Below are 22,928 nucleotides of genomic sequence, written 5' to 3' on the forward strand. Positions count from 1 at the left end.
GGCGCCGCTGATCCGGAGCCGAGCGAAGCGAGGGCCGAAGGTCATGCCTGTGGTACGCACGAAGTAATCCATTCGCCGGTTGAGGGCGAACTCACTCCGCTAACGTATCCCTCCATTGGGGCATGGATCCCAGATCGTCGCTCCGCTCCGTCTGGGATGACGGTGTGGGGCATAAACAAGCATTTCTGCATGTTCAACAGCGATCATATGTATAGCACAACGCATTCCGAGAGAGGTGCGCCTCTACCCCAAGATTGACCTGTGACAGAGCAGTAGGATGAAACGCAGTATCTTTCTTAAAAGTCGAACAGCGAGCGCGGCTTATCAAGCTCCAGCGTAATAATGACCTTCTTTCCTTGAGGCTTAACCGATGTCGCCCGCGATTTAGTCACCGCAATGCCCTGAAACGACCAGCCATTGGCAATGGCATCATTCACCTCTTCTAAGTCTTCTGTGCCTGCATTATACGGCACCACGAACTTGCGCGTGCGTTTCGGGGCGCGCGCGTCATCAGGGTCGTTTTCGGGAGCCTCATGCGTTTCGTCATCTGGCAGGGGAGACTTGTTTAATTCGCGCAGCAGGTTGCTCGACAACCCCACCGGGGTGTCCCCAGAGCGGTCAATAGAGGTATCTGCCATGCGCGGAGGCGACGATGAGGCGCCATCGCCGTGTGTTGTAGAGGACGTGTCGCGCTGATCGGGCGCGTCTTCAGGGGTAGGCGAGTCGCCTTTCTGTGACGAAGCTGGAAGCTGACCAGACGCATCGTCGTTTGGATCTGCGGCGTCTTCCTCAGGCGAGGGGCCTTCGTGCGACGGGGCCGTCTCATCTTGCAAGAGCGGGTCATCCTCGGGCGCATTAAAGAAGTCCTGAAAGATCGAAGATAAGGACAACAACGTAAGCGTCATAAGCGTGCGGGCATCCAGTTTTTGGAGTCAGCGGGCGGACATCCGGTTTTCGGAAGCCATTTAGGAGTTTGAGACATGCGCACTGCGGCGCTTCTCATTTTTCCGAATAGTGCGATACACATCGCCATATCGCTCAAGGCGATCAGCCACCTCATTGGTAAGTTCTTTATATTCAGAAGCCCCTTTCGAGTTTGGAGCGTACGAGAAGATCGATTCGCCGTGTCCAGGAGCGGCCTCCAGCGCAGGGTCTTCATGAATCACCGTATCGAAGACTTTTCCGCCGTAATGGTCGCGCACCTGTCGAATAATCGCTTGAGCGTCGTTGTCCTGTTCGGGTACGCGTGTCATGAGAACGCCCAACACAGGCGCTGCTTGGCCCATGTTCTGGCGGACGTTATGCACGACTTCGCCGAGACTAATAACGCCTTCCAATGAAAGGTAGGACGGGGATACAGGAATGATGAATCCGTCAGCAGCCACTAAGGCATTAATAGTGAGCAGCGAGGTGGACGGGGCGCAGTCCACAATGACGACATCGTAGCGGTCGTCAACGCGGTCGATGATGCGTTTGAGTCGTTGCTCGCGGTGAGCGGCCTTCCCCAGGCGTGTTTCCGCATTGGCCAGGCGGAGCGAACCGGTGAGTAGGTCCAGGTTCGGGATAGAAAGGTCGTGCACCGCATCATCGAATGAAACATCGCTGTAGAGCACGTCGGCAGTGGAGGGGTTGAGTGCAGAGCGCGACACGCCCAGAGAAAGAGACGCCGACCCCTGACTGTCAAGGTCGATGAGGAGTACGCGCTTATCCTGTTGAGCCAACCCGACCGAGAGGTTGATGCTGGTCGTCGTTTTAGCTACACCGCCTTTGTTGTTGACAATAGGAATAGTTTGCAGCATAATGCGGAAAGATGCTGTGAGCAGAAGGTTGTCGAAAGAAAATTGCAAGCGCCGTAAGGGGAAGGAGCATGATGCATCAATCCGTATTACGTGTATCACCCCAATTGCCTGCTTCAGGTACGTATCTTTTCTTCGGGTAGAGGACCCAGAGATACATGCAAAAGAGCGGCGTACCAAAGAGAAAATGAAGCATCATGCCTCATTGCTCATATTGTAAGCTCCGCAAAGAGTGCACCAAAACGTTGCAGGCCGATAATCAAATGAATCGTGAGGGTACAATGTGTCTGTTGGTAGCCCCTCGGTGGGTGCGCTACAGCAAGCCACACGAAAACTGGGCCGTGAAGAATCGAGCAGGTGTGCGAGAATTATAGGGCAAAGCAGCTTCGTAAAACAGATAGGCGTGCGGCTATGGCCGATTTGTTCAGGCAAATACCCTCGACCGCCTACGAAAGCGGAGACGAGACCGTATCCGATTCGGAGGACGTTTGAACGCCGTTTAGCAACGTGTCATAATCGGCCCAGCGTTGGGTAATTTCTGCGGTCAGGTTACGATATCGCTGTGCAGCGGTTGAGTGCGGAGCATAGTCAAGAAGCGACTGGTGACGCTTCTGGGCTTGCTCAATGGTGTCTGTTTCGGGAATGGCTGTTTTGAAGACATTGTGATGATAATGGGTGCGAATTTCGCGCATTGCATCCTCCATTTCCGTACGATGACGATTCATGCGAGTAAGCGCAATCCCCGACAGAGCCAATGTGTTATCATGCTTGGAGCGCGTTTGCGCCACGACCTCCCCGATGCTCTTCAGTCCTTGCAATGAAAGGAACGAAGGAACCGTTGGAATGAGCAGGTCGGTTGATGCCAGCAGCGCGTTGACCGTGACGACCGAAATATCGGGGGGACAGTCAATCAATACGGTGTCGTAGGTATCGGTGGTATCGGTGGTATCGGTGACCTTCGAATCGGACAAGACCGTGCTGAGCCGCCCGATGTCGTCGCTGTTTGGGTTCAAGCGTAAACCTGCGTGTGCCAGGTCGATAGAAGCAGGCACCAGATCAATACCCGGCCACGTGTTGTGGTAGCGCACATCGGCGATTGAGCGCTGCTTGAACAACAGATCAGCCGTAGACGGCCCCGACGAAATATTCTGTCGCGACAATCCCATCGCAAACGAAGCTGAGCACTGGCTATCCAGGTCAAGGAGCAGCACACGCTGTCCGTTCTCATGGAGCGCAGCTGCTATGTTCAGAGTCGTGGTCGTTTTGCCCACGCCTCCCTTATGATTCATAACCGATAAAATATGCATCAATACTCCGTGCAGGATGAACCGAAATGAGCGTCGTGCGGCGAATCTTCACAAATCGATGCATTCATTCTAACTACGCATAACGGACTCGATATTGAAATAGAGGTGAACGAATGTGAGATAAACGAATTCGGCAATCCGAACCGTTGCAATCCGAACCGTTGCAATCCGAACCGTTGCAATCCGAACCGTTTATGAGCCGCCTCAGTGCTCTTTGCACCGCGCTGGGACCGACTCAAAGTTGCACGGACTATTGATGCATGTCGATTTAATGTTTGTGCTACAGCCATACGGGCGGCATGCAGGAGAGGCCTCTGTATTTTAGAGCAGAGGGCTCTTACTATGATCGCATCTACCTAGCGAGAAGACATCATAGAAATGCACCCGCTTTGGGGAAGATAATGTTTGCTGCACGCTTCGTTGCAGTTATTCACTCTCCTTCCAACCTGGCCCGGGCACGCATCCAAATGAGTAAAACACGAAGAAAATGATCAATGCAGCGTGTTAGGTGAGCTAAGTGCCTTCAAGAGCTCTTGGTACACTTGCAATGCAACATGCGTTGCCATACATAGTGTATCGACTGGCACGACAAGAACAGCTTGCACGTTGCGCCACGCTTTCTGTTGTAAGCTGCCTTGGCATAGAATTTTTACTACGTATAATTAGGGAAAAGGTCTTATGGCAAACATTCGTGAGTCGCTCTCCAACATCATGGAAATTGACGGCGCCAAGGGAGCCGCATTGGTCGATTATCAGTCGGGCATGACGCTGGGTACAGCTGGCGGACGCGATGTCGATATGGAACTGGCTGGAGCTGCCAACACCGAGATTGTTCGCACGAAGAAGTCAGTGCTCGATAAGCTCGGATTAGATGACAAGATTGAAGAGATTCTGATATCGTTGGAAGGAGAGTATCACCTGATACGGGTCTTCCACGAGAACGAAAATGTGTTCACATATGTGATGCTCGACCGAGATAAAGCAAACCTGGGGCTGGCCCGCATGGACCTCCAGAGAATCGACGAAGATCTGGTGCTTGAGTAAGCCTCTTCACCCACAGGCGCGCTGTCATGCATCATATCAACGTCGAGATCAAGGTCCGCGTAGACGCCTTGGCTCCGTTTCGGCAACGGTTGGAGGCCATGAATGCGGCCTACATGGGCACCGACACGCAGCGCGATACCTACTTTGTGGTGCCCGAGGGGCGCCTCAAAGTACGCGAAGGGACGATTGAGCAGGGCATCATCTTCTACAACCGCCCCGACCAAACCGGCCCGAAGCCATCTCACATTGAGCGAACCGATCCGGGCAAGGCGCTTGCGGCCGTACATACGGTGCTGCAAGCCGCCTTGCCCGTCGACGTTGTGGTCGAGAAAACGCGCTCCATCTACTGGGTTGATCAGGTGAAGGTGCACTTAGACGAGGTGCCGGGTCTGGGATGCTTTGTGGAGCTGGAAGCGGTAGACACCGATGGCACCGCCTCTGAATCCGACCTGCACGCCATGTGCACGGATCTGATGAACGACCTCAATATCCCCAACGACGCGCTGGTCGACCGCTCGTATTCCGATTTGGTTCGCGAGAACACCACAGCGTAGTGCTCGGAGCAACCCGGCAAGTCTTGAATATCACGTCCCCGAAAAGGAAGCGTCGCGCTTTTCGATAAACGCCTGCACCCCCTCTGCGTGATCGTTGGTCTGTACGGCCAGGCTTTGGTACAGCGCTTCATGTTCGATAGTCGCCTCCAGCGTATCCGTCTGAGCCCGACGCAGGCAGGTCTTCGTCCACCCCAGGGCTTTGGTCGGACGTGCAGCCAGGCGGGTGGCAAGTGCATGAGCGGTGTTGTGGAGCGTTTCTGCATCCACGACGCGGTTCACAAGGCCCCACGCGGCGCACTGCTTGGCTGGAACCGGTTCTGAGAGCGCCAGCATTTCGAAGGCGCGTGCATAGCCTAACTGACGCACCAGAAAGTATGCCACGCCCGAGTCGGGTACAAATCCAATAGAGCTAAACCCGGCTACGAGCACGCCGTCATCAGCCATGATGCGGAGGTCGCAGGCCAGCGCCAGGGCCAACCCGGCTCCAGCAGTCGATCCATTCAGTGCCGCAACGACGGGCACGCGGGCATCCACGATCTGGCGCACCAGCGGGGCATACCGGTCGAGCACATGGCGCTGGATTCCTTCAGGATCGGGCGTGGGGCGCAGAAACTGAAGGTCGGCTCCGGCGCAGAATGTAGATCCGGCGGCTTGCAAGACAATGGCCCGCACGTCGTCGCGGTGCGTGGTGGTTGCAAAAGCATCGCGCAGGGCTGCGTCGAGCTCGGGGCTAAGGGCATTGCGGCGCTCGGGGCGGTTCATTTCGATGGTGGCTACCCCGTTTTCCACCGAGGTGCGTACAGGTGAGGAAGACATAGGTGCAGTATAGAACGTCTGGGAAGAGTACGAGTCAAGAAGAAATAATACAGCGCGCTTGAAGTACAAGTTGATCCTTCGGGTGCGTGTTGGTATACTACGAAAAATGGATGAGCCATGTGTGCACCAATGGCGCATCTATCCAAATACAACCCGGTAGGCTCATATGGTAAACAGCACTGCAAGGCTGATACGCTGTCCATGAGGTTCATATGAGGGGCGAAGTTGGGCGCGTGCAGTGCGCTTTGCCCTGTCGCCCCCTGCGATTTAACGCGATTTAACACGCGCATTTTGCGGAAGGGGCCAGGTGATATCGCTTGGAAGCGGTTCTCAGTAGAGCCAATCACGATCTTCACGCGCCCCCCATCCGCATGTGACGCCCTCCGCATCCACCAAACATCGTCCACCAAACAGCGAGGAGGGAGCGGTTCGAGGGCGGCACAGAGGTGCTTGCGGGCACACACCTTCACACATTCAGATCAACGAGATAGATTACAAGGTCATTATGACGTTAAAGCTTCGTAATATTGCACGCGCATCCGTTCTGCTGTGGATACCTATTCTGCTGCTTAGTTCATCGGCCTATGCGCAAGATGCAAATGTGCAAGGGGTGGTCGTGGATACGGAAGGCGAGTCGCTACCGGGGGTAAACATCACCGTAGTAGGAACGGATCGTGGAACCGTTACGCAAGCAGATGGATCGTTTGCGCTCTACGTACCCTTCGATGAACTTGAAAGTCCGCGCCTGCGGTTCTCCTTCATTGGGTTTGGGCCTGTAGAAGAGTCCCTGAGCGGCCCGGTCGAGAACATGGAAATTGTGATGCGCGAAGCGGTTGAGCGAGGCGAAGAGGTGATCGTCTCGGCCTCGCGGGTGGACGAACGCATCATGGAGGTGCCCGTAACTGTGGGCCGTCTTTCGGGGAGCGACCTTGCCGCGCGGCCGTCCATTGACCTCGTGGCCAGCATGAAGTCGATGCCGGGCGTGGATGTGAGCCGCTCGTCCATGCTCGTAAACAGCCCGTCAACGCGTGGCTTCAACAGCACCAAGTCGGAGCGCGTCATTCAGCTTACCGATTACGTGGATTTCGTGGCCCCCTCGCTCTCGGTCTACTCGGGCAATACCTCGGGGCCGCCGCTGGTAGATATGGAGAGCACAGAGCTGGTACACGGGGCCAGCTCGGCGCTCTACGGGCCCAATGCGTTTAATGGCGTCATCATCATGAACTCGCGCGACCCGATTAACGATCAGGGCATTGATCTGCAAGTGAAAGGGGGCACGCGCGATATGATCGACGTATCGGGGCGTGTGGCGGAAGGCTTCTTTGACGACCGCGTGGCGATTAAACTCGTGGGCCGGTACATGGAGGCCAATGAGTTCATCAGCAGCAACCTGGATGCCCAGCCGCAAAGTGTAACACCCAGAAATAATGCACCAGGCGACCCACGAGGCTATGACCCCGTAAATCGCTACGGCGCGCTGAACCTAAGCGGTATCGACGATGCTGCTGCCTTTCTGGAAAGCTCAGGCATTGACCCGACCTCCAACAATATTTTTCTGCCGGGATACAGTGAGGAAGCGCTCGTAGGCAGCGATATGAACGCAAGCACCTGGCAGATTAGCCCCACCGTGAGTGCGCGACTCGGCGACGACATTCGGGCCACGTACTGGTACCGGTTCTCCAGCAGCGAAGGCATCTACCAGAGCAACAGCCGCTTCCGGTGGGATGGGATCACCGTAAGCACGAACGCACTGGAACTGGAGGGCAACAACTGGCTCGTGCGCGGTTATCGCACGGCCGACAACTCGGGCGACAGCTTCGATATCAATCTGCTGGGCGCCGTTATGAACCAGCAACCGTACGAGCAAGGCCCCGATCCAACATCTACCGAAGTGCTGGTTGGTTCACAGTTGCCCGACAGCACCTCGTACGCGGGTGCTTATGCTGCTGTGTACGGCACTGCCTACGAGCAGGCGATTGGTCAGGGCGCCAGCCCAAGCGAAGCGTTTGAGCAGGCGCAAACCGCTGCCAGCGCTGTGCTTCCACAAGCCGGCGAAGACCGCTTCGATGCCGCGCGCTCGGCAACCCTAAACCTGCCCACCGGACAGACGCGCCCCACCTTCGACATCGAATCGGCGCTCTATCATGCTGAAACGCAGTACACACTCGAATCCGATATTGTGGATGCAACGGTGGGCGGCAACTACCGGCAGTACCGGCTTACCTCCGACGGCACGCTGTTTTCCGATGGCGAAAATGCCTCCCCCATCAATCCAGATGGCTCTCGTGACGTGCGCGACGGCATCGACAACTACGAATATGGCGGATTTCTTCGGCTGCAGCGGGGCTTCTTCGACGATCGCCTGAGCCTGTCGGCGGTAGGACGTGTAGACGAGTTCAAGAACTTCGACACGCAGTTCTCGCCCCGCATATCGGGCGTACTTACGCTGGGCGAAGACCGCGAGCACAATTTTCGCGTCAACTACGCGAGCGCGTTTCGTCCGCCCGCCCAACTCGACCAGCACATCTACCTGAGCGTGGGCCCCGTGCTGCTTAGAGGCAATTCGGGCAATGGGTACACAGGCGTTCGCCTTCCCAACCGTGCAAATGGCCAATCGGTCGGCAACCAGGTGCGGGATGGCAACTTCATTCAGATTGATCCGCTTGATGTGGAGCAGATGGAGAGCGTTGAAGTTGGCTACAAGACCAATGCAGGCAACCTGTTTGCCGACATCAGCTACTACCGAAGCAATTACTCCGGCTTCATTGGCACGCGGCAGTTCTACGGCAAAGAAGACGGAAGCGCGATCCGTCCCGACGACGTGCCCCAGTCGCTCGATGGCAATGAGGAGAACGACAGTATCAACAACCCTGTGCGCTTGCTTCGTGTCTGGGTGAATGCCGATCAAGACATCGTGACGCAGGGCGTGCAAACCGGTCTGGAATACCGATTTGCCCGAGCATTTCGCCTGCGGGGCAATTACACCTGGTCGACTATCGACGAAGAGGACCTGGGCGAAGAGGTGCGTCTTGGTTTCAACACGCCCGAGCATAAGTTTAACCTTGGGGCCGAGGGCGAAATCGGCAACCTCACGTACCACACGAATCTGCGCTGGCACGACGATTACACCTTCCAGATGCCGTTTTCAGAAGGGCCGATCCAGAGCAGCACAGTTCTCGACGCCAAAGTCGGCTACACAATTCCGGCGCTGAATACCACCGTCAGCGTGGGCGGCACCAACCTCACCGATACCGACTATGTTACGGCGTACGGCGCAGCCTCAATGGGACGCATGGTGTACACAACTGTATCGGTGTCGTACTGATCTGACACGGTGTTGGATCGCACCGAGCTACGTTGACGTATCCCAATGACGCATCCTTCTAACAATGGATACTTCGGATATGGCAACCTGGCTGTTGTACGGCGCTTACGGATACACGGGGCGACTCATTGGCGAGGAGGCCCAGCGGCGGGGCCTGCGCATCATCGCTGCCGGGCGGGATGCCGAGCAGCTGGCCGAGGTGCAAACCGCGTGGTCGGTTCCAGGGCGGGTGGTATCACTACAAGACGAAACCGCCTTGCGCGACGTCCTCGACGAGGTGGATGGCGTGATGCACTGCGCGGGTCCTTTCGAGGACACGGCCCGGCCAATGGCCAACGCCTGCCTGGACACCGGCACGCATTATCTTGACATTACGGGCGAGTGGCGGGTCTTTGAAGCGCTTCGCCGTCGCGATGCCGAGGCGCGCGACGCCGGCATTGTGGTGCTGCCTGGTGTGGGGTTTGATGTGGTGCCGACCGACTGCGTGGCTGCCACACTCGCACAGGCATGTCCCGATGCTGTGGCACTGTCATTAGGATTTGTAGGGCTGGGGGCGCTCTCGCGCGGCACCGCTCTCACAGCGTTACGGGGGTGGGGCCAGGGCAGTCTCATGCGCCGGAATGGCGAACTCGTGCGCATTCCGGCGGGCACACACACCCGCGAAGTGGACATCGCCGGGCGTACACGTACGCTCACCGCCATCCCGTGGGGCGACGTCAGCACGGCGTATCACTCCACCGGCATTTCCACCATTGCGGTATACACGCACCTGCCGCCTGCCCTGCGATGGATGCTGCGCGCCTCCGGATCCCTTCCGGCCTGGCTGCGCGCCGTGCTGCGTCCGGTGGCAGAGGGCGTCGTGCGCCGCACCGTAGACGGCCCCGATGCCGAGATGCGTAAAACGGGCGCCTCGTGGGTCTGGGGCCAGGTGCAGGGCTCCGACGGCTCTACCCGCACCGCCCGGTGGACGGGTCCTGAGGGCTACACGCTCACGGCGCGCACAGCGGTCGAGGCCATGCATCGAATGAGCGATGCACCGCCCGAGCCTGGCTACCATACGCCCTCAACCGCGTTCGGTGCGCAGTTCGTAAGCGCCGTATCGGGCAGCAGCACGGTGCAACTGGAGCCTGCACCGTAGCCTCGTATCCGGCCACGTTCATGGCGGATGTACGCAGTTGTAATGGGGACGCAACGCCGAAAACAAACCGGGGAGGGTCTCGTTGTCGCATCGGACCTTCCAAAGAGGTCTCTGTGCGCATGTTGTCGCGTGCCCAGCGGGTGTGCTCAACATCGTGCAGCATAGGCGGCCAGAGGATTCAACGAATGGCTGGGCCACGCCACCAACTGGCGCTGTGCGCTCTGCGTATAGCGCAGGTGAACGGGCCAAGGCTCCCCCTGTATCGCCGTGCTGCGTCGTTGTTGGATGCTCGTTCGGGGCGACGCCGAGCAGCGCACTGTGCACCACAGTTCACCCTACACCCATCAATCCCGTACCTGAAACTATGGCTTTTTCTCTTCCCGATTTGCCGTACGACTACGACGCGCTGGAGCCCGTCATCGACGAGCAGACCATGCGCATTCATCATGGCAAACACCACCAGGGCTACACCAACAAGCTGAATGCTGCATTGGAAGGCCACGACGATCTGAGCGACCACTCAATTGAGGCGCTCCTGCACGGGCTGGACAACCTACCTGCCGACATTCAGACTGCGGTGCGTAACAACGGCGGCGGATTCGCCAACCACCGTCTGTTCTGGTCGGTTCTCTCCCCCGAAGGCGGCGGCGAGCCCACCGGCGCACTGGCCGAAGCGATCGACGAAGAGTTTGGCTCGTTCGATGCGTTCAAGAAGTCCTTCACCAATGCTGCCACGGGGCAGTTTGGCAGCGGATGGGGCTGGCTTGTTACCCATCCTGACGGTAGCCTCGACGTGTACTCCACGCCGAACCAAGACAGCCCGTACCTCGAAGGCGACACGCCGATCTTGGGCGTAGACGTATGGGAGCATGCCTACTACCTGAACTACCAGAACGAGCGCGGCACCTACGTCGAGAAGTTCTGGGACATTGTTGACTGGGATGCCGTCAACGAACGCTACGAAGGCGCTGCTGAAGAGTCGGCTTAAGACTTCTCCGAACGTAAGCCTTGTATGCACAGCTGTGCGCATAGCAGATGTGCATAGCAGACACGACACTGCATGCAACGCATAAACACCAAGAGGCAACGGACCGACGCGTCCGCTGCCTCTTTTTTTGTTTTGTGGAGGGCATTCTGTGGCAGGGGGCTACGGACGTGGCTTCTCAAAAATGAGGAAGTGCTGCTGGGGGAGCATATCTAACGTCTCAACCCATTCGAGTCCAACTGCACGCATTTCGCGCTTCGCCTGTGTCTCACTCATCTTATGAAGCGGCTTGATAGGCACGCTGGGATCCTCCTTGCGGTACTCAACGAGATGAACTCGCCCGCCCGGTTTAAGCGACCGGACCAGCGAGGTCATCATCTCGCGTGGATGCGAAAACTCGTGGTAAGCATCCACCATGAGCGCAGCGTCGAGCGTGTCGGCAGGAAGGCGCGGGTCGCGGATCGTACCCTCAACGGGCGTAACATTACGGATATCCTGCTCCTGCATGCGGCTGCGAATGCGGCGCAGCATTTCGGGCTGAATGTCGACGGCGAGGACGCGTCCTTCAGGCACCTTGGGAGCGATTCGAAACGTGAAGTAGCCGGTGCCAGCGCCAATGTCGGCGACCACATCGCCCGGTTCCAGGCGCATGCTGTCGACCACAAGGTCAGGACGCTCCTCCTCGGCGCGCTGGGCACGCTCCAGCCACTGCGCCCCGCGATGACCCATCACCTTCGAGATCTCACGGCCCATGTACACCTTCCCAATGCCGTCGCGGCTGGGCGTGGTCTCGGTGTAGACGCCTGACGTGTCGGATCCGGTCCCAGCCGAATCTGTCGACGCGGGCCCGTTTAAGACTGGGGCCCCCGAATCGCCCGACTGCGCGCATCCGACCAATAGCAGCGCGAGCGACAGTATGAGACTGTACAGGATATGCGTGGTGCGGTGCAGCCGGGGCGATAGCGAAGAGGTATGGTGTGGAGTCGTCATATCGTTGGGGCGATGCAGTGTGGAGCAAAAAAGCGGAACCGACCGCTTCTGGATACAGAGACTGCACCTTTACATGCGTAATGTGTTGCCCACTTCAGTGCAGGACAGAGTAAAGACAACGACACAAAATGCGAGGCATGGGCTAACTACTGCTGTGTCACAGGTCAATCTTAGGGTAGTAACGCACCTCTCTTACATGCTGTCATCTTGAGCGAAGCGAAGCGGAGTCCCGACACGAGCGAAGCGACTGATGAACGCAGTGAATAAAGATCTCCCCCGAGGTGGGCAGGATTCCCTGTCCCGCCGTATCTTCTAAACGCCAAGGAGATGGTTCGACTCTCGGCTCCTCCGTCGCCTTCCGCTCACCATGACCGGCTTCGTTGGGGGGATGATTGCAGGGCAACCATCAAAATGAGGGTTGACAGAGCACTACGTCCCGCCTCAAGCGTGGTGATGGATTGTTTCTTCAACCTCGGCGATGGTACGGATGGTTCGGGCTACGCTGTCGGGGAGCACCGAAATGGTGTCGATACCGGCCTCTACAAGAAACGCAGCAAAGTCGGGGTGGTCGCTGGGGCCTTGTCCGCAGATACCAACCGGGATTGCGGGACCCTGCTCTGGATCGTGAGCCGTGTCGATAAGATGACGAATGCTTCGCGTAACTGCCTCGTCGCGCTCGTCAAATAGATAAGCCAGGCGGTCGGAGTCGCGGTCGACGCCCAGCGTGAGCTGCGTGAGGTCGTTGGAGCCGATCGAGAAACCATCAAACAGATCGGAAAACCGGTCGGCCAGCATGATGTTGGAGGGCACTTCGGCCATGGCGTACACTTTAAGGCCGTGCTCGCCCCGCTGCAATCCCTGCTCGGCCATGATCTTGAGCACCTCGCGCCCCTCGTTGGGGGTGCGGCAGAATGGGATCATAGCGACGATATTGTCGAATCCCATGTCCTGGCGCGCCATGCGTAGCGCCTGGCACTCAAGCGCGAACCCATCGGCGTAATCGTCGCTGTAGTAGCGCGCTGCTCCACGCCACCCCATCATCGGGTTTTCCTCGTCGGGCTCAAACGACTGGCCTCCGATGAGATTGGCGTACTCGTTGGTCTTAAAGTCGCTCATCCGGACGATGACGGGATGCGGATACTGCGCCGCTGCAATCGTAGCAATGCCGCGCGCCAGTGTATCCACAAAGTAGTCGGGTTTGTGGTCGTACCCGGCGGTCATCTGCTCGATTTTCTCGCGCGCTGCGGCATCCTCGACTTGCGCAAAGCGAGTGAGTGCAAGCGGATGCACTTCGATAATGTTGTTGATGATGTATTCCATGCGCGCCAGGCCCACGCCCCCAACAGGCAAGCGCCACCACTTCATGGCCACGGGCGGACTCGCCACGTTAATCATGACCCGCGTGTTGACCTCGGGTAGGGTGCTGAGGTCCTGCTCGTCCACTTCAAAATCCAGTATCCCTTCCAGCACCTGGCCCTCGTCGCCGTCGGCGCAAGACACGGTGACCTCGCGCCCAGTGTTGAGTACCTCGGTCGCATTTTCTGTGCCCACAATGGCAGGAAGTTCCATTTCGCGGCTCACAATGGCCGCGTGCGAGGTGCGTCCGCCGCGATCGGTTACGATAGCCGAGGCCCGCTTCATTAGGGGCACCCAATCCGGGTCAGTGAGCTCTGTGACGAGAATGCCACCGTCTACAAACGCGTCGCGCTGCGACGGATCGTCGAGGCGGCACACCGGTCCGGTCGCAACGGCATCACCAATGGCGGCGCCCCGCACCAGCACCTCGCTTGTTTCGGTAAGGCTGTACGTGCGAAGCGTGGCGCTCTGTCGTTGCGACTGAACCGTTTCAGGACGCGCTTGCACAACAAAGATATCGCCGGTCTCGCCATCCTTGGCCCACTCGATATCCATCGCCTGGCCGTAGTGCGTTTCGATCGATTCGCCCCATCGCGCAAGCTGCAGGATTTCTGCTTCTGTAAGCACTGAAGCGTGGGCATCGGTCTCAGCGACTGCCGCAATCTCCGTCGATCCGCCATTGGTATAAACGTACTTGCGGTCTTTGCGCGGCACCTGGTGCCCAATGATGGGCGAAAGACTGTCGTCGTCAAGAAAAGGCGTGTAGACGCGATACTCATCCGGGGTGACCTCGCCGCTTACCACGCCTTCGCCCAGTCCCCATGCCGCGTTGATGACCGTGACGTCCGGAAAGCCCGTCTCGGTATCCAGTGTGAACATGACGCCAGCGCTGGCCTGGTCAGCCCGCACCATCTTCTGAATCCCCACGGAGAGCGCGACATCGCTGTGGTCAAACCCTTTCTCGTTGCGATAGTAGATAGCGCGCTCGGTAAAGAGGGAGGCAAAACACTTTCGCACCGCCGCAATGACCTGTTCGATGCCCGACACATTCAAGAACGTATCTTGCTGTCCGGCAAAGCTGGCCTCAGGGAGATCCTCGGCCGTGGCCGAGCTTCGCACGGCAACGTCCACGTTGTCTTGGTCGTACCGATCGCCCAGCGCGTGGTAAGCATCAGTGAGCGCGTCCACGAAGTCCACAGGCAGTTCTGCTGTTTCAATCAGGGAGCGGATCTCGGCAGCGGTATCAGAGGGCGAGCGCGTGTCGTCGTTCAGCAAGTCGAGGATCTGGGAGCGGAGCCCGGCGCCGTCCAAGACGGACCAGAAGACATCGGCGGTGGTGGCAAATCCGTGCGGGACGCGCACGCCTGCTGCGGCAAGCTTCGTGGTGAGCTCGCCCAGGGAGGCGTTCTTTCCGCCCACGAGAGCGACATCATCAGACGACAGTGTATCAAACCAGCGGATCATAGGAAGAGGGGGTACGGAAAAGGTGAAGAGAACCGTGCACAGATGCAGGGTACACGTATCCAAAACAAAAACTATACTCGCTTTGGAAGCGCTTTTAGTATACCATACAGATACAAAGAATGGTACATGTGGAGTAGGTTCTTACACGCGGGGTACACTTACACGCGGGTTGCGGTTGTCGCATTTGTTGCTACGATGTGCATATCAAGCAAAGCAGGTTATCCGTCCGCAGAACCTGCGATGATTCACTTCGCTTGGCATGACGGCACATGAAGACAGCGGACGGCTCCGTGGAAAATCTCTTGCACGTTCCCTGGCGCAAACAAACCGCTTCTATCTGTGGGGCGCATTGCGACAAGCAGTAGCGTTTCTGTAGAAGCACAGCCCGATCCCAGATTGCTCGATAATTGCATAGCATGCTCGTGAAATGCCCGTCGATTTCAGCGGTTCGATTGCGTTTTAGCGGAATATGCCTGTACCCTTGTGCGTGTGGATACACGAAACTGCTGGATGCTCCCGCTCACTCTTTTGCTGCTGCCCCTTACCTGCGCATGATGGAACTAAGTGGCCCTCTGGCATGGACCGTTTACACGTGCCTCGTTGTGCTTAGCATATCGCTGGTGCTCGCCTGCATCCGGCTGGTGCGTGGCCCAAGCCTGCCTGACCGTGTGATTGCGCTTGACCTGATCTCGTATCAGGCGATCGCGATTATGTTAATATATGCGCTGGCTACCGACAAAAGCTATTTTTTGGAAGTCGGGCTGGTGCTGGCGCTGATTGCGTTTCTGGGCACTGTTGCCTTTGCGCGCTACATTGAGTACATCTCGCTCGAAGCCACTGTTGTTGAAAAGTAAGACGCTATGGAATCTGTTATGGAATGGATTGGAATGGCACTGGCTGTGAGCGGTACGTTCTTCGTGTTCGTGGCGGGGCTGGGCATCATACGCCTGCCTGATGTGCCAATGCGCATGCATGCCTCAACGAAGGCGGGTACCCTTGGCGTGGCGCTCATCGCTGCATCGCTCTCCTTTTTCTTTCCGGGGCTGGGTATCCTGGCACGCTCGCTGGCGCTCATTGTGTTTCTGTTACTGACTGCGCCCGTGGCTGCCCACATGATTGGCCGGGCCGCCTACTACGGCGGTCCGCAGATTGGGGTGCACCTGTGGCCAGGTACAACCGTCGATCAACTCCCTGATCACCAAACGCTCCGGTCCGACCCTGCATCAGATGGCACCGAAGCGTATCCAGAGGGAACGGCGAAAGAAGCATCGCATCAAAACGTCGCCTCTTAAGCTGACGGTCCTACGCCGTTTATCTGAAGGCCGTCGCATCCACTGCGCACGGCTGTCGTACTGTTCTATGTTGACTCCGAATTTATCCGTATGGGGATTGTTCTTGCTGTCTTTGCCGGGTTTGCGCTCGCGCTGTTAGCGCCGTGGATTACCGGGGCAACCGGGCGCCTTACCGGATGGCTCTACAGCCTGGTGCCTGCGGGCATCACCGCATATCTGGCAACCTACGTGGCCCCCGTGGCCGCGGGCGAAACCACGCGCGTAGCCTACGCCTGGGTGCCCGGCCTCAATGTTGATCTGTCGTTTTACGTTGACGGCCTCAGCCTCTTCTTCGCGCTGCTTATTACCGGCATTGGCACGCTCATCTTCATCTACGCCGGGGCCTACCTGCGTGGCCATCATCATTTAGGGCGCTTCTTTAGCTACCTCTCCATGTTCATGGCGGCCATGGTGGGGCTCGTGCTGGCCGACAATCTGTTTACCTTCTACATCTTCTTTGAGCTTACGAGCTTTGCCTCGTTTGTGCTCATTGGGTTTAACCACGACGAAGCCGCTTCGCGCCGTGCCGCCTGGCAGGCTCTGCTCGTTACCAAAGCTGGCGGACTTGCGCTGCTCGTTGGGTTTCTGTTGATGGAGCAGGCCACCGGCACCCTGCAAATATCGGCTATCCTCGAAACAGGCGATGCAATTCGCGAGCATGGCTTCTACACGGCCATCGTGCTGCTCGTACTGGCTGGAGCCTTCACCAAGTCGGCGCAGTTCCCGTTTTACTTCTGGCTGCCCAACGCCATGCAAGCGCCCACGCCTGTGAGCGCCTACCTGCACTCGGCAACCATGGTGAAAGCCGGTATCTATGTGATGGCACGCTTTCATCCGGTGCTCGCAGGGCCCGATCTGTGGTTCTGGCTCGTGGGCGGTATCGGCGCATTTACGATGCTACTGAGCGCCTGGCTCGCCCTGCAATACACCGACCTGAAAGGCATTCTGGCCTACACCACCATCATGGCGCTGGGGGCGCTAACCATGCTCTTGGGATTGGGCACGGAAACCGCCCTAAAGGCATGCCTCGTCTTCGTGCTGGTCCACGCCTTCTACAAAGCGGCGCTCTTCATGGTGGCAGGCGCCATTGACCACGGCGTGCATGAGCGCGATATCACCAAGCTGGGCGGGCTGCGCGCCAAGATGCCCATCACATTTGGTGCGACGGTCGTTGCCTGCCTCTCAATGGCCGGCATCCCGCTGTTTTTTGGATTCATAGGGAAAGAGATTATCTATGAAGCCACGCTGCATCTCGATCAGGCAGCGCTGTTGTTTACCGGGGCGGCCCTCTTGGCTAATGTTGCGCTGGTAGCCTCGGCAGGACTCCTCGCGATCCGCCCGTTTATGGGGCCGCTGAACGACCTCACGTCGCACGCCCATCGCCCGGATGCCGGGCTGTGGGTGGGGCCGGCGGTGCTCGCGGTCTTTAGCCTGGGACTCGGACTGGCACCATGGCTGCTGGATAACGCCATTCTGGCGCCCTCGCTTGGTGCGCTCATGGGCGCCGAGGCATCGCCTCATCTGGCCATCTGGCACGGCTTTAATCTGCCGCTCGGGCTTAGTGCCGTCACCGTGGCGCTGGGCGTAGGTACTTACTTTGCCTGGGAGCCGATGCGCCAGAGTGCGCCCTTTCAGAGCCTGGAACGCTGGCTCGGTACCGGACTCGATAACGGCTACGACCACACTATCAATGGACTTCTGGCCACTGCCACAGCGCAAACCAACTTCCTGCAGAATGGCTACCTGCGGCGCTACATTGCCACAATACTCGTTACCACCGTTGTTGTGGTGGGCTATGCGTTCGGGTACTATGGATTCGAAGGGCCGGTGCTTTCTATGATGGATGTGGCGCCTTACGAGTGGGTCTTGAGTGCGCTGATCGTGGGCGGAGCCCTTGCTACGCTCTTCTTGCGTGCTCGCATTGCGCTTGTAGCCGCCCTTGGCATCACCGGGTTCAGCATCGCGCTGATGTATCTGATGTACGGGGCTCCCGACCTGGCGATGACACAGTTCCTCATCGAAACGCTCACGGTCATTCTCTTTGTGCTCGTGCTGGCTGCGCTTCCCACACTCGACGAGGTCGTGTCGGTGGGGCACCGCCTGCGCGATGGCGTGCTGGCCATTGCCACAGGGGCTACCGTTACGATGCTTATGCTGGCCGTGCTGAACCAACCCTTCCAGAACCCGATGGGCGAGTACTATATGCAGTACAGCTACCCCGAGGCCCTTGGGCGCAACGTCGTAAACACCATTCTGGTAGACTTCCGGGCGCTTGATACGCTCGGCGAAATCACGGTGCTGCTTATTGCCGGGTTTGGCATCTACTCGCTGCTCCGCCTCAAACGCTCTGAAACGACCGAGCAGATCGAGGCCTCGCGTGCTTCTGAACAAGTTGAGCAACTGTCATGAGACTGTCGCTGATTTTGCGCACAGCAGCCCAACTGCTGGTGCCGCTGATGATCCTGTTTTCGATCTTCCTGATGCTGCGCGGCCACAACGAGTCGGGCGGTGGCTTCATTGGTGGACTCGTAGGGGCCAGTGCCTTTGCGCTTTATGCTATGGCCTATGGCACACGCGCCTCGCGCCGAGCGCTGCACGTTGACCCGCGCACGCTCATGGCTGCAGGAGTGGGTATTGCACTGGTGAGCGCGCTCATCCCGCTGTTTACCGGCGACGCGTTCTTTCAGGGGCTCTGGGCCGAACTCCCCGGCGGTATAAAGGTGGGGACGCCCATTCTGTTTGACATTGGCGTGTACCTGCTTGTGGTGGGCATGGCGCTTATTGTAGTATACGAACTCGACGATGATGGCTTAAGCCTCTTTCCGCGCGAGGAGCGTCCGCGGAAGAAGACCTCACATACACCGCCTGCCCCATAGCCTGCTGGGCTGGTGCCCGCCTGGCCTGCGTGCCGCTGCGCTTCGTATCCCCCTGACTGCTGCTTCTGTTAACCTATGGAAATCTTGCTTGCCTTCGTGATTGGCGCGCTCGTGGCCATTAGCGTGTATCAACTGCAACGCCGCGACCTGGTGCGCATGGTCATTGGCATCGTCATTCTGTCGAATGCCGTGAACTTGCTGCTCTTTACCGTGGGTCGCATGACGCGTGCCGAGGCGGCTTTGATTGAGTATGGTGCCACCGTGCCCCCCGAGGGAAGCGCCAATCCGCTCTCGCAGGCGTTGATCCTTACTGCCATTGTGATTGGGTTTGGCCTGCTGGCCTTCTCGCTGGTGCTCGTGTACCGCGCGTACCGATCGCTCGACACGATCGACGCCCAAGATCTGGTTGCGCTGGAGTTTGACGACGAGTAGACGGCGTGGCTGTACGCCGTGTATCCCCCTGTTTCGCTTTTTGACGACGTTTATCTCTGTGCTGTATGGATGCTGATCTTCTGCTCATTTTGCCGCTGGTCGTGCCGCTGGCTGCTGCGGTGCTGGCCCTGCTCTTTCGCAACGTGCCACGGGTGCAGGCCGGTATTAACCTGATCAGCATGAGCGGTGTGCTGGCGGCCTCGCTGGGGCTGCTGGCCATGATTAACGACCAGGGCATCCAGGCCTTCGCGTCGGGCGGGTGGCCGGCGCCGTTTGGCATTGTGCTCGTAGCCGACCACTTAAGCGTCATTATGCTGATTGTGTCGGCCATTATCGGCGTAGCGGTGGCCGTGTATGCGATTCCCAATATCGACGCCGAGCGCGTGCATTTCGGGTTCTACCCGTTTCTGAACCTGCTCATGCTCGGCATCAACGGGTCGTTCCTCACGGGCGATCTGTTCAACCTCTACGTGTGGTTTGAGGTGATGCTGATCTCTTCGTTCGTGCTGATTGTGCTCGGCAACACCGAAGAGCAGCTGGCCGGCGCTGTAAAGTATGTTCTGATCAACCTGGTGTCGTCGCTCTTCTTCCTGGCAGGCGTGGGGCTGATCTACGGACTGGCCGGTACGCTTAACATGGCTGAGCTCTCGATCGTGCTTAACGACATCGGCTCATCGGGGCTTGTTACGGTCATTGCCATGATGTTCGTGATTTCGTTCGGCATCAAGGCGGCCCTCTTTCCGCTCTTTTTCTGGCTTCCGGCCTCCTACCATGCGCCGCCCGCCGCGATATCCGCTTTCTTTGCGGGCTTGCTTACGAAGGTGGGGGTGTATGCTATGATTCGCGTGTTCACGCTGCTCTTTACGCAAGACGTGGGCTACACGCATACCACGTTGCTCATCTGGGTTGCTGGACTCACGATGGTAACGGGCGTGCTGGGCGCTGCCGCGCAGAATGACTTTCGGCGGGTGCTGTCGTTTCATATCATCAGCCAGATCGGATACATGATTATGGGCCTGGCGCTCTACACGCCGCTGGCGCTGGTGGGAGCGGTGTTCTACATCATCCACCACATCATTGTAAAAGCGAACCTGTTCCTGGTAAGTGGAGTAGCCAACCGGCTCAACGGCTCCTTTAGCCTGAAGAAGCTGAACGGACTCTACGCCTACCATCCGGGCTTGGCGATCTTGTTTTTGATTCCCGCGTTCTCGCTGGCCGGATTTCCCCCGCTTTCGGGCTTCTGGGCTAAGCTTGTGCTCGCTAAAGCCGGGATTGAAGCCGGGGCGTATGGCATTGTGGCCGTGGCGGTGGCCGTGGGGCTCTTTACCATGTTCTCAATGACGAAGATCTGGGTGAAAGCCTTCCTGCCCGGCGGGGGCAAACCCGACGAAGCCTCCGACAATACCAACAATGAGGCCCCCGAACGTGCCTCCATGACGCTTGGCACCCGCCTGATGTACGTGCCCATTGCCGCGCTGGCAGCGGTCACCATCCTGATTAGCGTATTTGCCGGGCCGGTCTTTGACCTCGCCGAGCAATCCGCCGACGAACTCTCCGACTCCTCTGCCTACATCGAAGCTGTCTTAGGTCATGAAGAATCTACTGCTGACCCTTATACTCGCCTTGATTTGGACGGCCGTTCAGGGGGCGTTCACACTCATTAATTTCCTGGTCGGATTTGCGCTGGGCTATGTGGTGTTGCTGATGCTGCGTCCGCTCGTGGGCGAAGCCGGGTACGATGCGCGCCTGTGGTATCAGATCGCGCTGGTCGGGTTCTTCGTGAAGGAACTCGTCAAGTCGAGCATTCGCGTGGCGTGGGAGGTCATTACGCCAGGTCATCATATGCACGCCGGGATTCTGGCCGTGCCGCTCGATTTAAAGTCGGATCTCGGCATCACCCTGCTCGCTAACCTGATTTCGCTCACCCCGGGCACGCTCAGCCTCGACATCTCCGACGACAAGGACCACCTCTTCATCCACGCGATGTATATCGACAACAGCCCGGAGGAAGATGTGCAGCACATTAAGAACACATTTGAGCGGCGCATTATGCTGGCGCTGGGCAAGCCCGGGCACGTAAGCTCCATTGCCGACCGAGCCCAGCCGCAGTCTCTGTAACAGGTTACATATACACTGTTTGTGGGATGCAGAAGCATGGTGCACCACCCTCATATCTACTGGTACTGGAGCACCCTGGCTGAAGGGCAACAGGCTCTTCTGGATCCGCAGGAACGCGCCCGGTGCCACACGTTCGGCAGCGCAGATCGCCGTCGTTGCTTCGTGGCTGGGCGCACTGCCCTCAAAACACTGGTGGCACGCCACACCAGACAGGCGCCCGGGGCCGTGCGGGTGCATGTGGCCGACAGTGGCAGTCTCTCAATTGATGGCCCGCTGCACGTTTCGCTGGCGCACTCGGATGCTTGGGCAGTGGCTGTGCTGGCGCCGGTGCCTATTGGCATCGACCTGGAGCAGATTCAGCCTCGCGATGCGGCAGTGGCGCGCTTCCTGTTTGCTCCCGAGGAGCGCCACACGCTCCATGCGCTTCCGGGCACCGAATCCGAGCGGCTGGTGCTGGCGTGGACGCTCAAGGAGGCGGTGCTGAAAGCCCGCCAGAGCGGATTCCGGTGCTCGCCCAAACATATCCAGCTTGAGGTGGATGCGGAGGCGCAGACGGCCCGTGCCATTGTAACGCGCACCACGCCGCATGACCGCTGGCAGCTCGTCTTTGGGCGTCGCCATGGCTCCTGGTGGGCGTGGGCTGTGCCTGCGGCGAATCCAGAATCCGATCTGGAATAATGAGGGCGGCATGGGCTCTTTCTGCAATTCTTATCCTGGCACACGTTAAAGTCATTGAGCACCACGTCTCAGGCCCTGTGTGGCCGGTTTGACACCCGTCTGACATGCGTTTGACACGCTCACGCAACAGATTGACACGCTCATATAACGCAATGAACGGGCCCGTTGGGTAGCATGAAACCGTATCCGTCCCGCTCGGCGGGGCGCTTTGGCTGAACATGTGACTCACCCCCCAATCTGTCATGGCTACCGACCGGCTCCCTCGCGACCTGACTCATTTCTTACGGACTCATTTCTTCAGATGGCCTGCCTGCCTAACGCGCACGGGCCTGACCCGGTATAGGAAGATACTGAATTGTATCTCTCGGCAGAAAGAATGGTTTACCCAGTTACAAAACACGCTTTCCAAAAAATCAAGAAGAGCACAATACCTAGCTTATTCCGAGTATCAATACTATAAGCAACACGCATTACACACATATTCTGGTGTACGAAAATCTACTAAGAGTAATGATGAAAACGACCAGATCATCGTAGATACTGCAAAACAAATCAAGCAAAACAGATACTCAGATCTCTACTTGCTCACCGCTGACAGAGGAGTTAAAGATCGTTGTGATGAAGCAGATGTAAATTGCATATTATTAAAAATACCACGAACACTAGTCACCACAACATGTAGTTTTAATCAATTCAACGATCTCATCAGTGCACTTTC

At 57.9% G+C, this 22,928-nt stretch carries 20 protein-coding genes; 14 read left to right on the forward strand and 6 right to left on the reverse strand.

What is annotated here, in order from left to right:
* Positions 1–296: 296 nt before the first annotated feature.
* The 3 genes from R6U20_RS10060 to R6U20_RS10070 form a co-directional block, all read right to left on the reverse strand.
* Complete coding sequence (locus R6U20_RS10060) at positions 297–905, reverse strand: hypothetical protein (protein ID WP_410337726.1); 609 nt, start codon at positions 903–905, stop codon at positions 297–299.
* A gap of 60 nt (positions 906–965) precedes the next feature.
* The gene (locus R6U20_RS10065) at positions 966–1,799 is read right to left on the reverse strand and encodes a ParA family protein (protein ID WP_410337727.1); all 834 of its coding nucleotides are present in this window, start codon (positions 1,797–1,799) and stop codon (positions 966–968) included.
* Between the two features lie 443 nt (positions 1,800–2,242).
* Positions 2,243–3,103 carry a ParA family protein gene (locus tag R6U20_RS10070; protein WP_410337728.1) on the reverse strand — a complete coding sequence of 287 codons (861 nt, stop codon included), beginning with the start codon at positions 3,101–3,103 and terminating at the stop codon, positions 2,243–2,245.
* 678 nt (positions 3,104–3,781) lie between these two features.
* Here R6U20_RS10070 and R6U20_RS10075 point away from each other — a divergent pair.
* Both R6U20_RS10075 and R6U20_RS10080 read left to right on the forward strand, forming a co-directional pair.
* Positions 3,782–4,147: a hypothetical protein gene (locus tag R6U20_RS10075; RefSeq protein WP_410337729.1), complete on the forward strand. Its 366-nt coding sequence runs from the start codon at positions 3,782–3,784 to the stop codon at positions 4,145–4,147.
* 26 nt (positions 4,148–4,173) lie between these two features.
* On the forward strand, positions 4,174–4,701 hold the full coding sequence (locus tag R6U20_RS10080) for a class IV adenylate cyclase (RefSeq protein WP_410337730.1): 528 nt from the start codon (positions 4,174–4,176) through the stop codon (positions 4,699–4,701).
* A 30-nt stretch (positions 4,702–4,731) separates the two neighbouring features.
* Here R6U20_RS10080 and R6U20_RS10085 read toward each other — a convergent pair whose 3' ends face one another.
* On the reverse strand, positions 4,732–5,517 hold the full coding sequence (locus R6U20_RS10085; protein ID WP_410337731.1) for an enoyl-CoA hydratase/isomerase family protein: 786 nt from the start codon (positions 5,515–5,517) through the stop codon (positions 4,732–4,734).
* 505 nt (positions 5,518–6,022) lie between these two features.
* Between R6U20_RS10085 and R6U20_RS10090 the strand changes: the two genes are divergently transcribed.
* From R6U20_RS10090 to R6U20_RS10100, 3 genes are all read left to right on the forward strand, one after another.
* A complete protein-coding gene (locus R6U20_RS10090; RefSeq protein ID WP_410337732.1) occupies positions 6,023–8,842 on the forward strand; it encodes a TonB-dependent receptor in 2,820 nt (939 codons plus the stop codon).
* 79 nt (positions 8,843–8,921) lie between these two features.
* Positions 8,922–9,980 (forward strand): saccharopine dehydrogenase family protein, encoded by a 1,059-nt coding sequence (locus R6U20_RS10095; protein WP_410337733.1) that lies wholly within the window; start codon positions 8,922–8,924, stop codon positions 9,978–9,980.
* 364 nt (positions 9,981–10,344) lie between these two features.
* Complete coding sequence (locus tag R6U20_RS10100) at positions 10,345–10,968, forward strand: superoxide dismutase (RefSeq protein WP_410337734.1); 624 nt, start codon at positions 10,345–10,347, stop codon at positions 10,966–10,968.
* Positions 10,969–11,127: 159 nt separating this feature from the next.
* Here R6U20_RS10100 and R6U20_RS10105 read toward each other — a convergent pair whose 3' ends face one another.
* Positions 11,128–11,955, reverse strand: coding sequence for a class I SAM-dependent methyltransferase (locus R6U20_RS10105; protein WP_410337735.1), 828 nt, complete (start codon positions 11,953–11,955; stop codon positions 11,128–11,130).
* 441 nt (positions 11,956–12,396) lie between these two features.
* Positions 12,397–14,775: a phosphoenolpyruvate synthase gene (gene ppsA / locus R6U20_RS10110; protein ID WP_410337736.1), complete on the reverse strand. Its 2,379-nt coding sequence runs from the start codon at positions 14,773–14,775 to the stop codon at positions 12,397–12,399.
* Positions 14,776–15,326: 551 nt separating this feature from the next.
* Between ppsA and R6U20_RS10115 the strand changes: the two genes are divergently transcribed.
* The 9 genes from R6U20_RS10115 to R6U20_RS10155 form a co-directional block, all read left to right on the forward strand.
* Entirely contained in the window at positions 15,327–15,629 is a 303-nt protein-coding gene (locus R6U20_RS10115; protein WP_410337737.1) for a monovalent cation/H+ antiporter complex subunit F, read from the forward strand.
* Between the two features lie 18 nt (positions 15,630–15,647).
* Positions 15,648–16,067: a monovalent cation/H(+) antiporter subunit G gene (gene mnhG / locus R6U20_RS10120; protein WP_410337738.1), complete on the forward strand. Its 420-nt coding sequence runs from the start codon at positions 15,648–15,650 to the stop codon at positions 16,065–16,067.
* Between the two features lie 90 nt (positions 16,068–16,157).
* Complete coding sequence (locus R6U20_RS10125) at positions 16,158–18,515, forward strand: putative monovalent cation/H+ antiporter subunit A (protein ID WP_410337739.1); 2,358 nt, start codon at positions 16,158–16,160, stop codon at positions 18,513–18,515.
* Positions 18,512–18,982, forward strand: a complete 471-nt coding sequence (locus R6U20_RS10130) for a Na+/H+ antiporter subunit B (RefSeq protein ID WP_410337740.1) — start codon at positions 18,512–18,514, stop codon at positions 18,980–18,982. Before R6U20_RS10125 ends, R6U20_RS10130 begins: the two co-directional genes overlap by 4 nt.
* Before the next feature lie 75 nt (positions 18,983–19,057).
* Positions 19,058–19,414 (forward strand): NADH-quinone oxidoreductase subunit K, encoded by a 357-nt coding sequence (locus R6U20_RS10135; protein ID WP_410337741.1) that lies wholly within the window; start codon positions 19,058–19,060, stop codon positions 19,412–19,414.
* A gap of 65 nt (positions 19,415–19,479) precedes the next feature.
* Complete coding sequence (locus R6U20_RS10140; protein WP_410337742.1) at positions 19,480–21,078, forward strand: Na+/H+ antiporter subunit D; 1,599 nt, start codon at positions 19,480–19,482, stop codon at positions 21,076–21,078.
* Complete coding sequence (locus tag R6U20_RS10145; RefSeq protein ID WP_410337743.1) at positions 21,038–21,532, forward strand: Na+/H+ antiporter subunit E; 495 nt, start codon at positions 21,038–21,040, stop codon at positions 21,530–21,532. The genes R6U20_RS10140 and R6U20_RS10145 overlap by 41 nt, the downstream gene beginning before the upstream one ends.
* A gap of 36 nt (positions 21,533–21,568) precedes the next feature.
* Positions 21,569–22,210, forward strand: coding sequence for a 4'-phosphopantetheinyl transferase family protein (locus R6U20_RS10150; protein ID WP_410337744.1), 642 nt, complete (start codon positions 21,569–21,571; stop codon positions 22,208–22,210).
* Between the two features lie 242 nt (positions 22,211–22,452).
* A partial coding sequence (locus tag R6U20_RS10155; RefSeq protein WP_410337745.1) for a hypothetical protein occupies positions 22,453–22,928 on the forward strand: 476 nt, incomplete at its 3' end.

Origin of the sequence: Longimonas sp., from assembly GCF_046498435.1 — a bacterium.
Taxonomy (GTDB): Bacteria; Bacteroidota; Rhodothermia; order Rhodothermales; family Salinibacteraceae; genus Longimonas.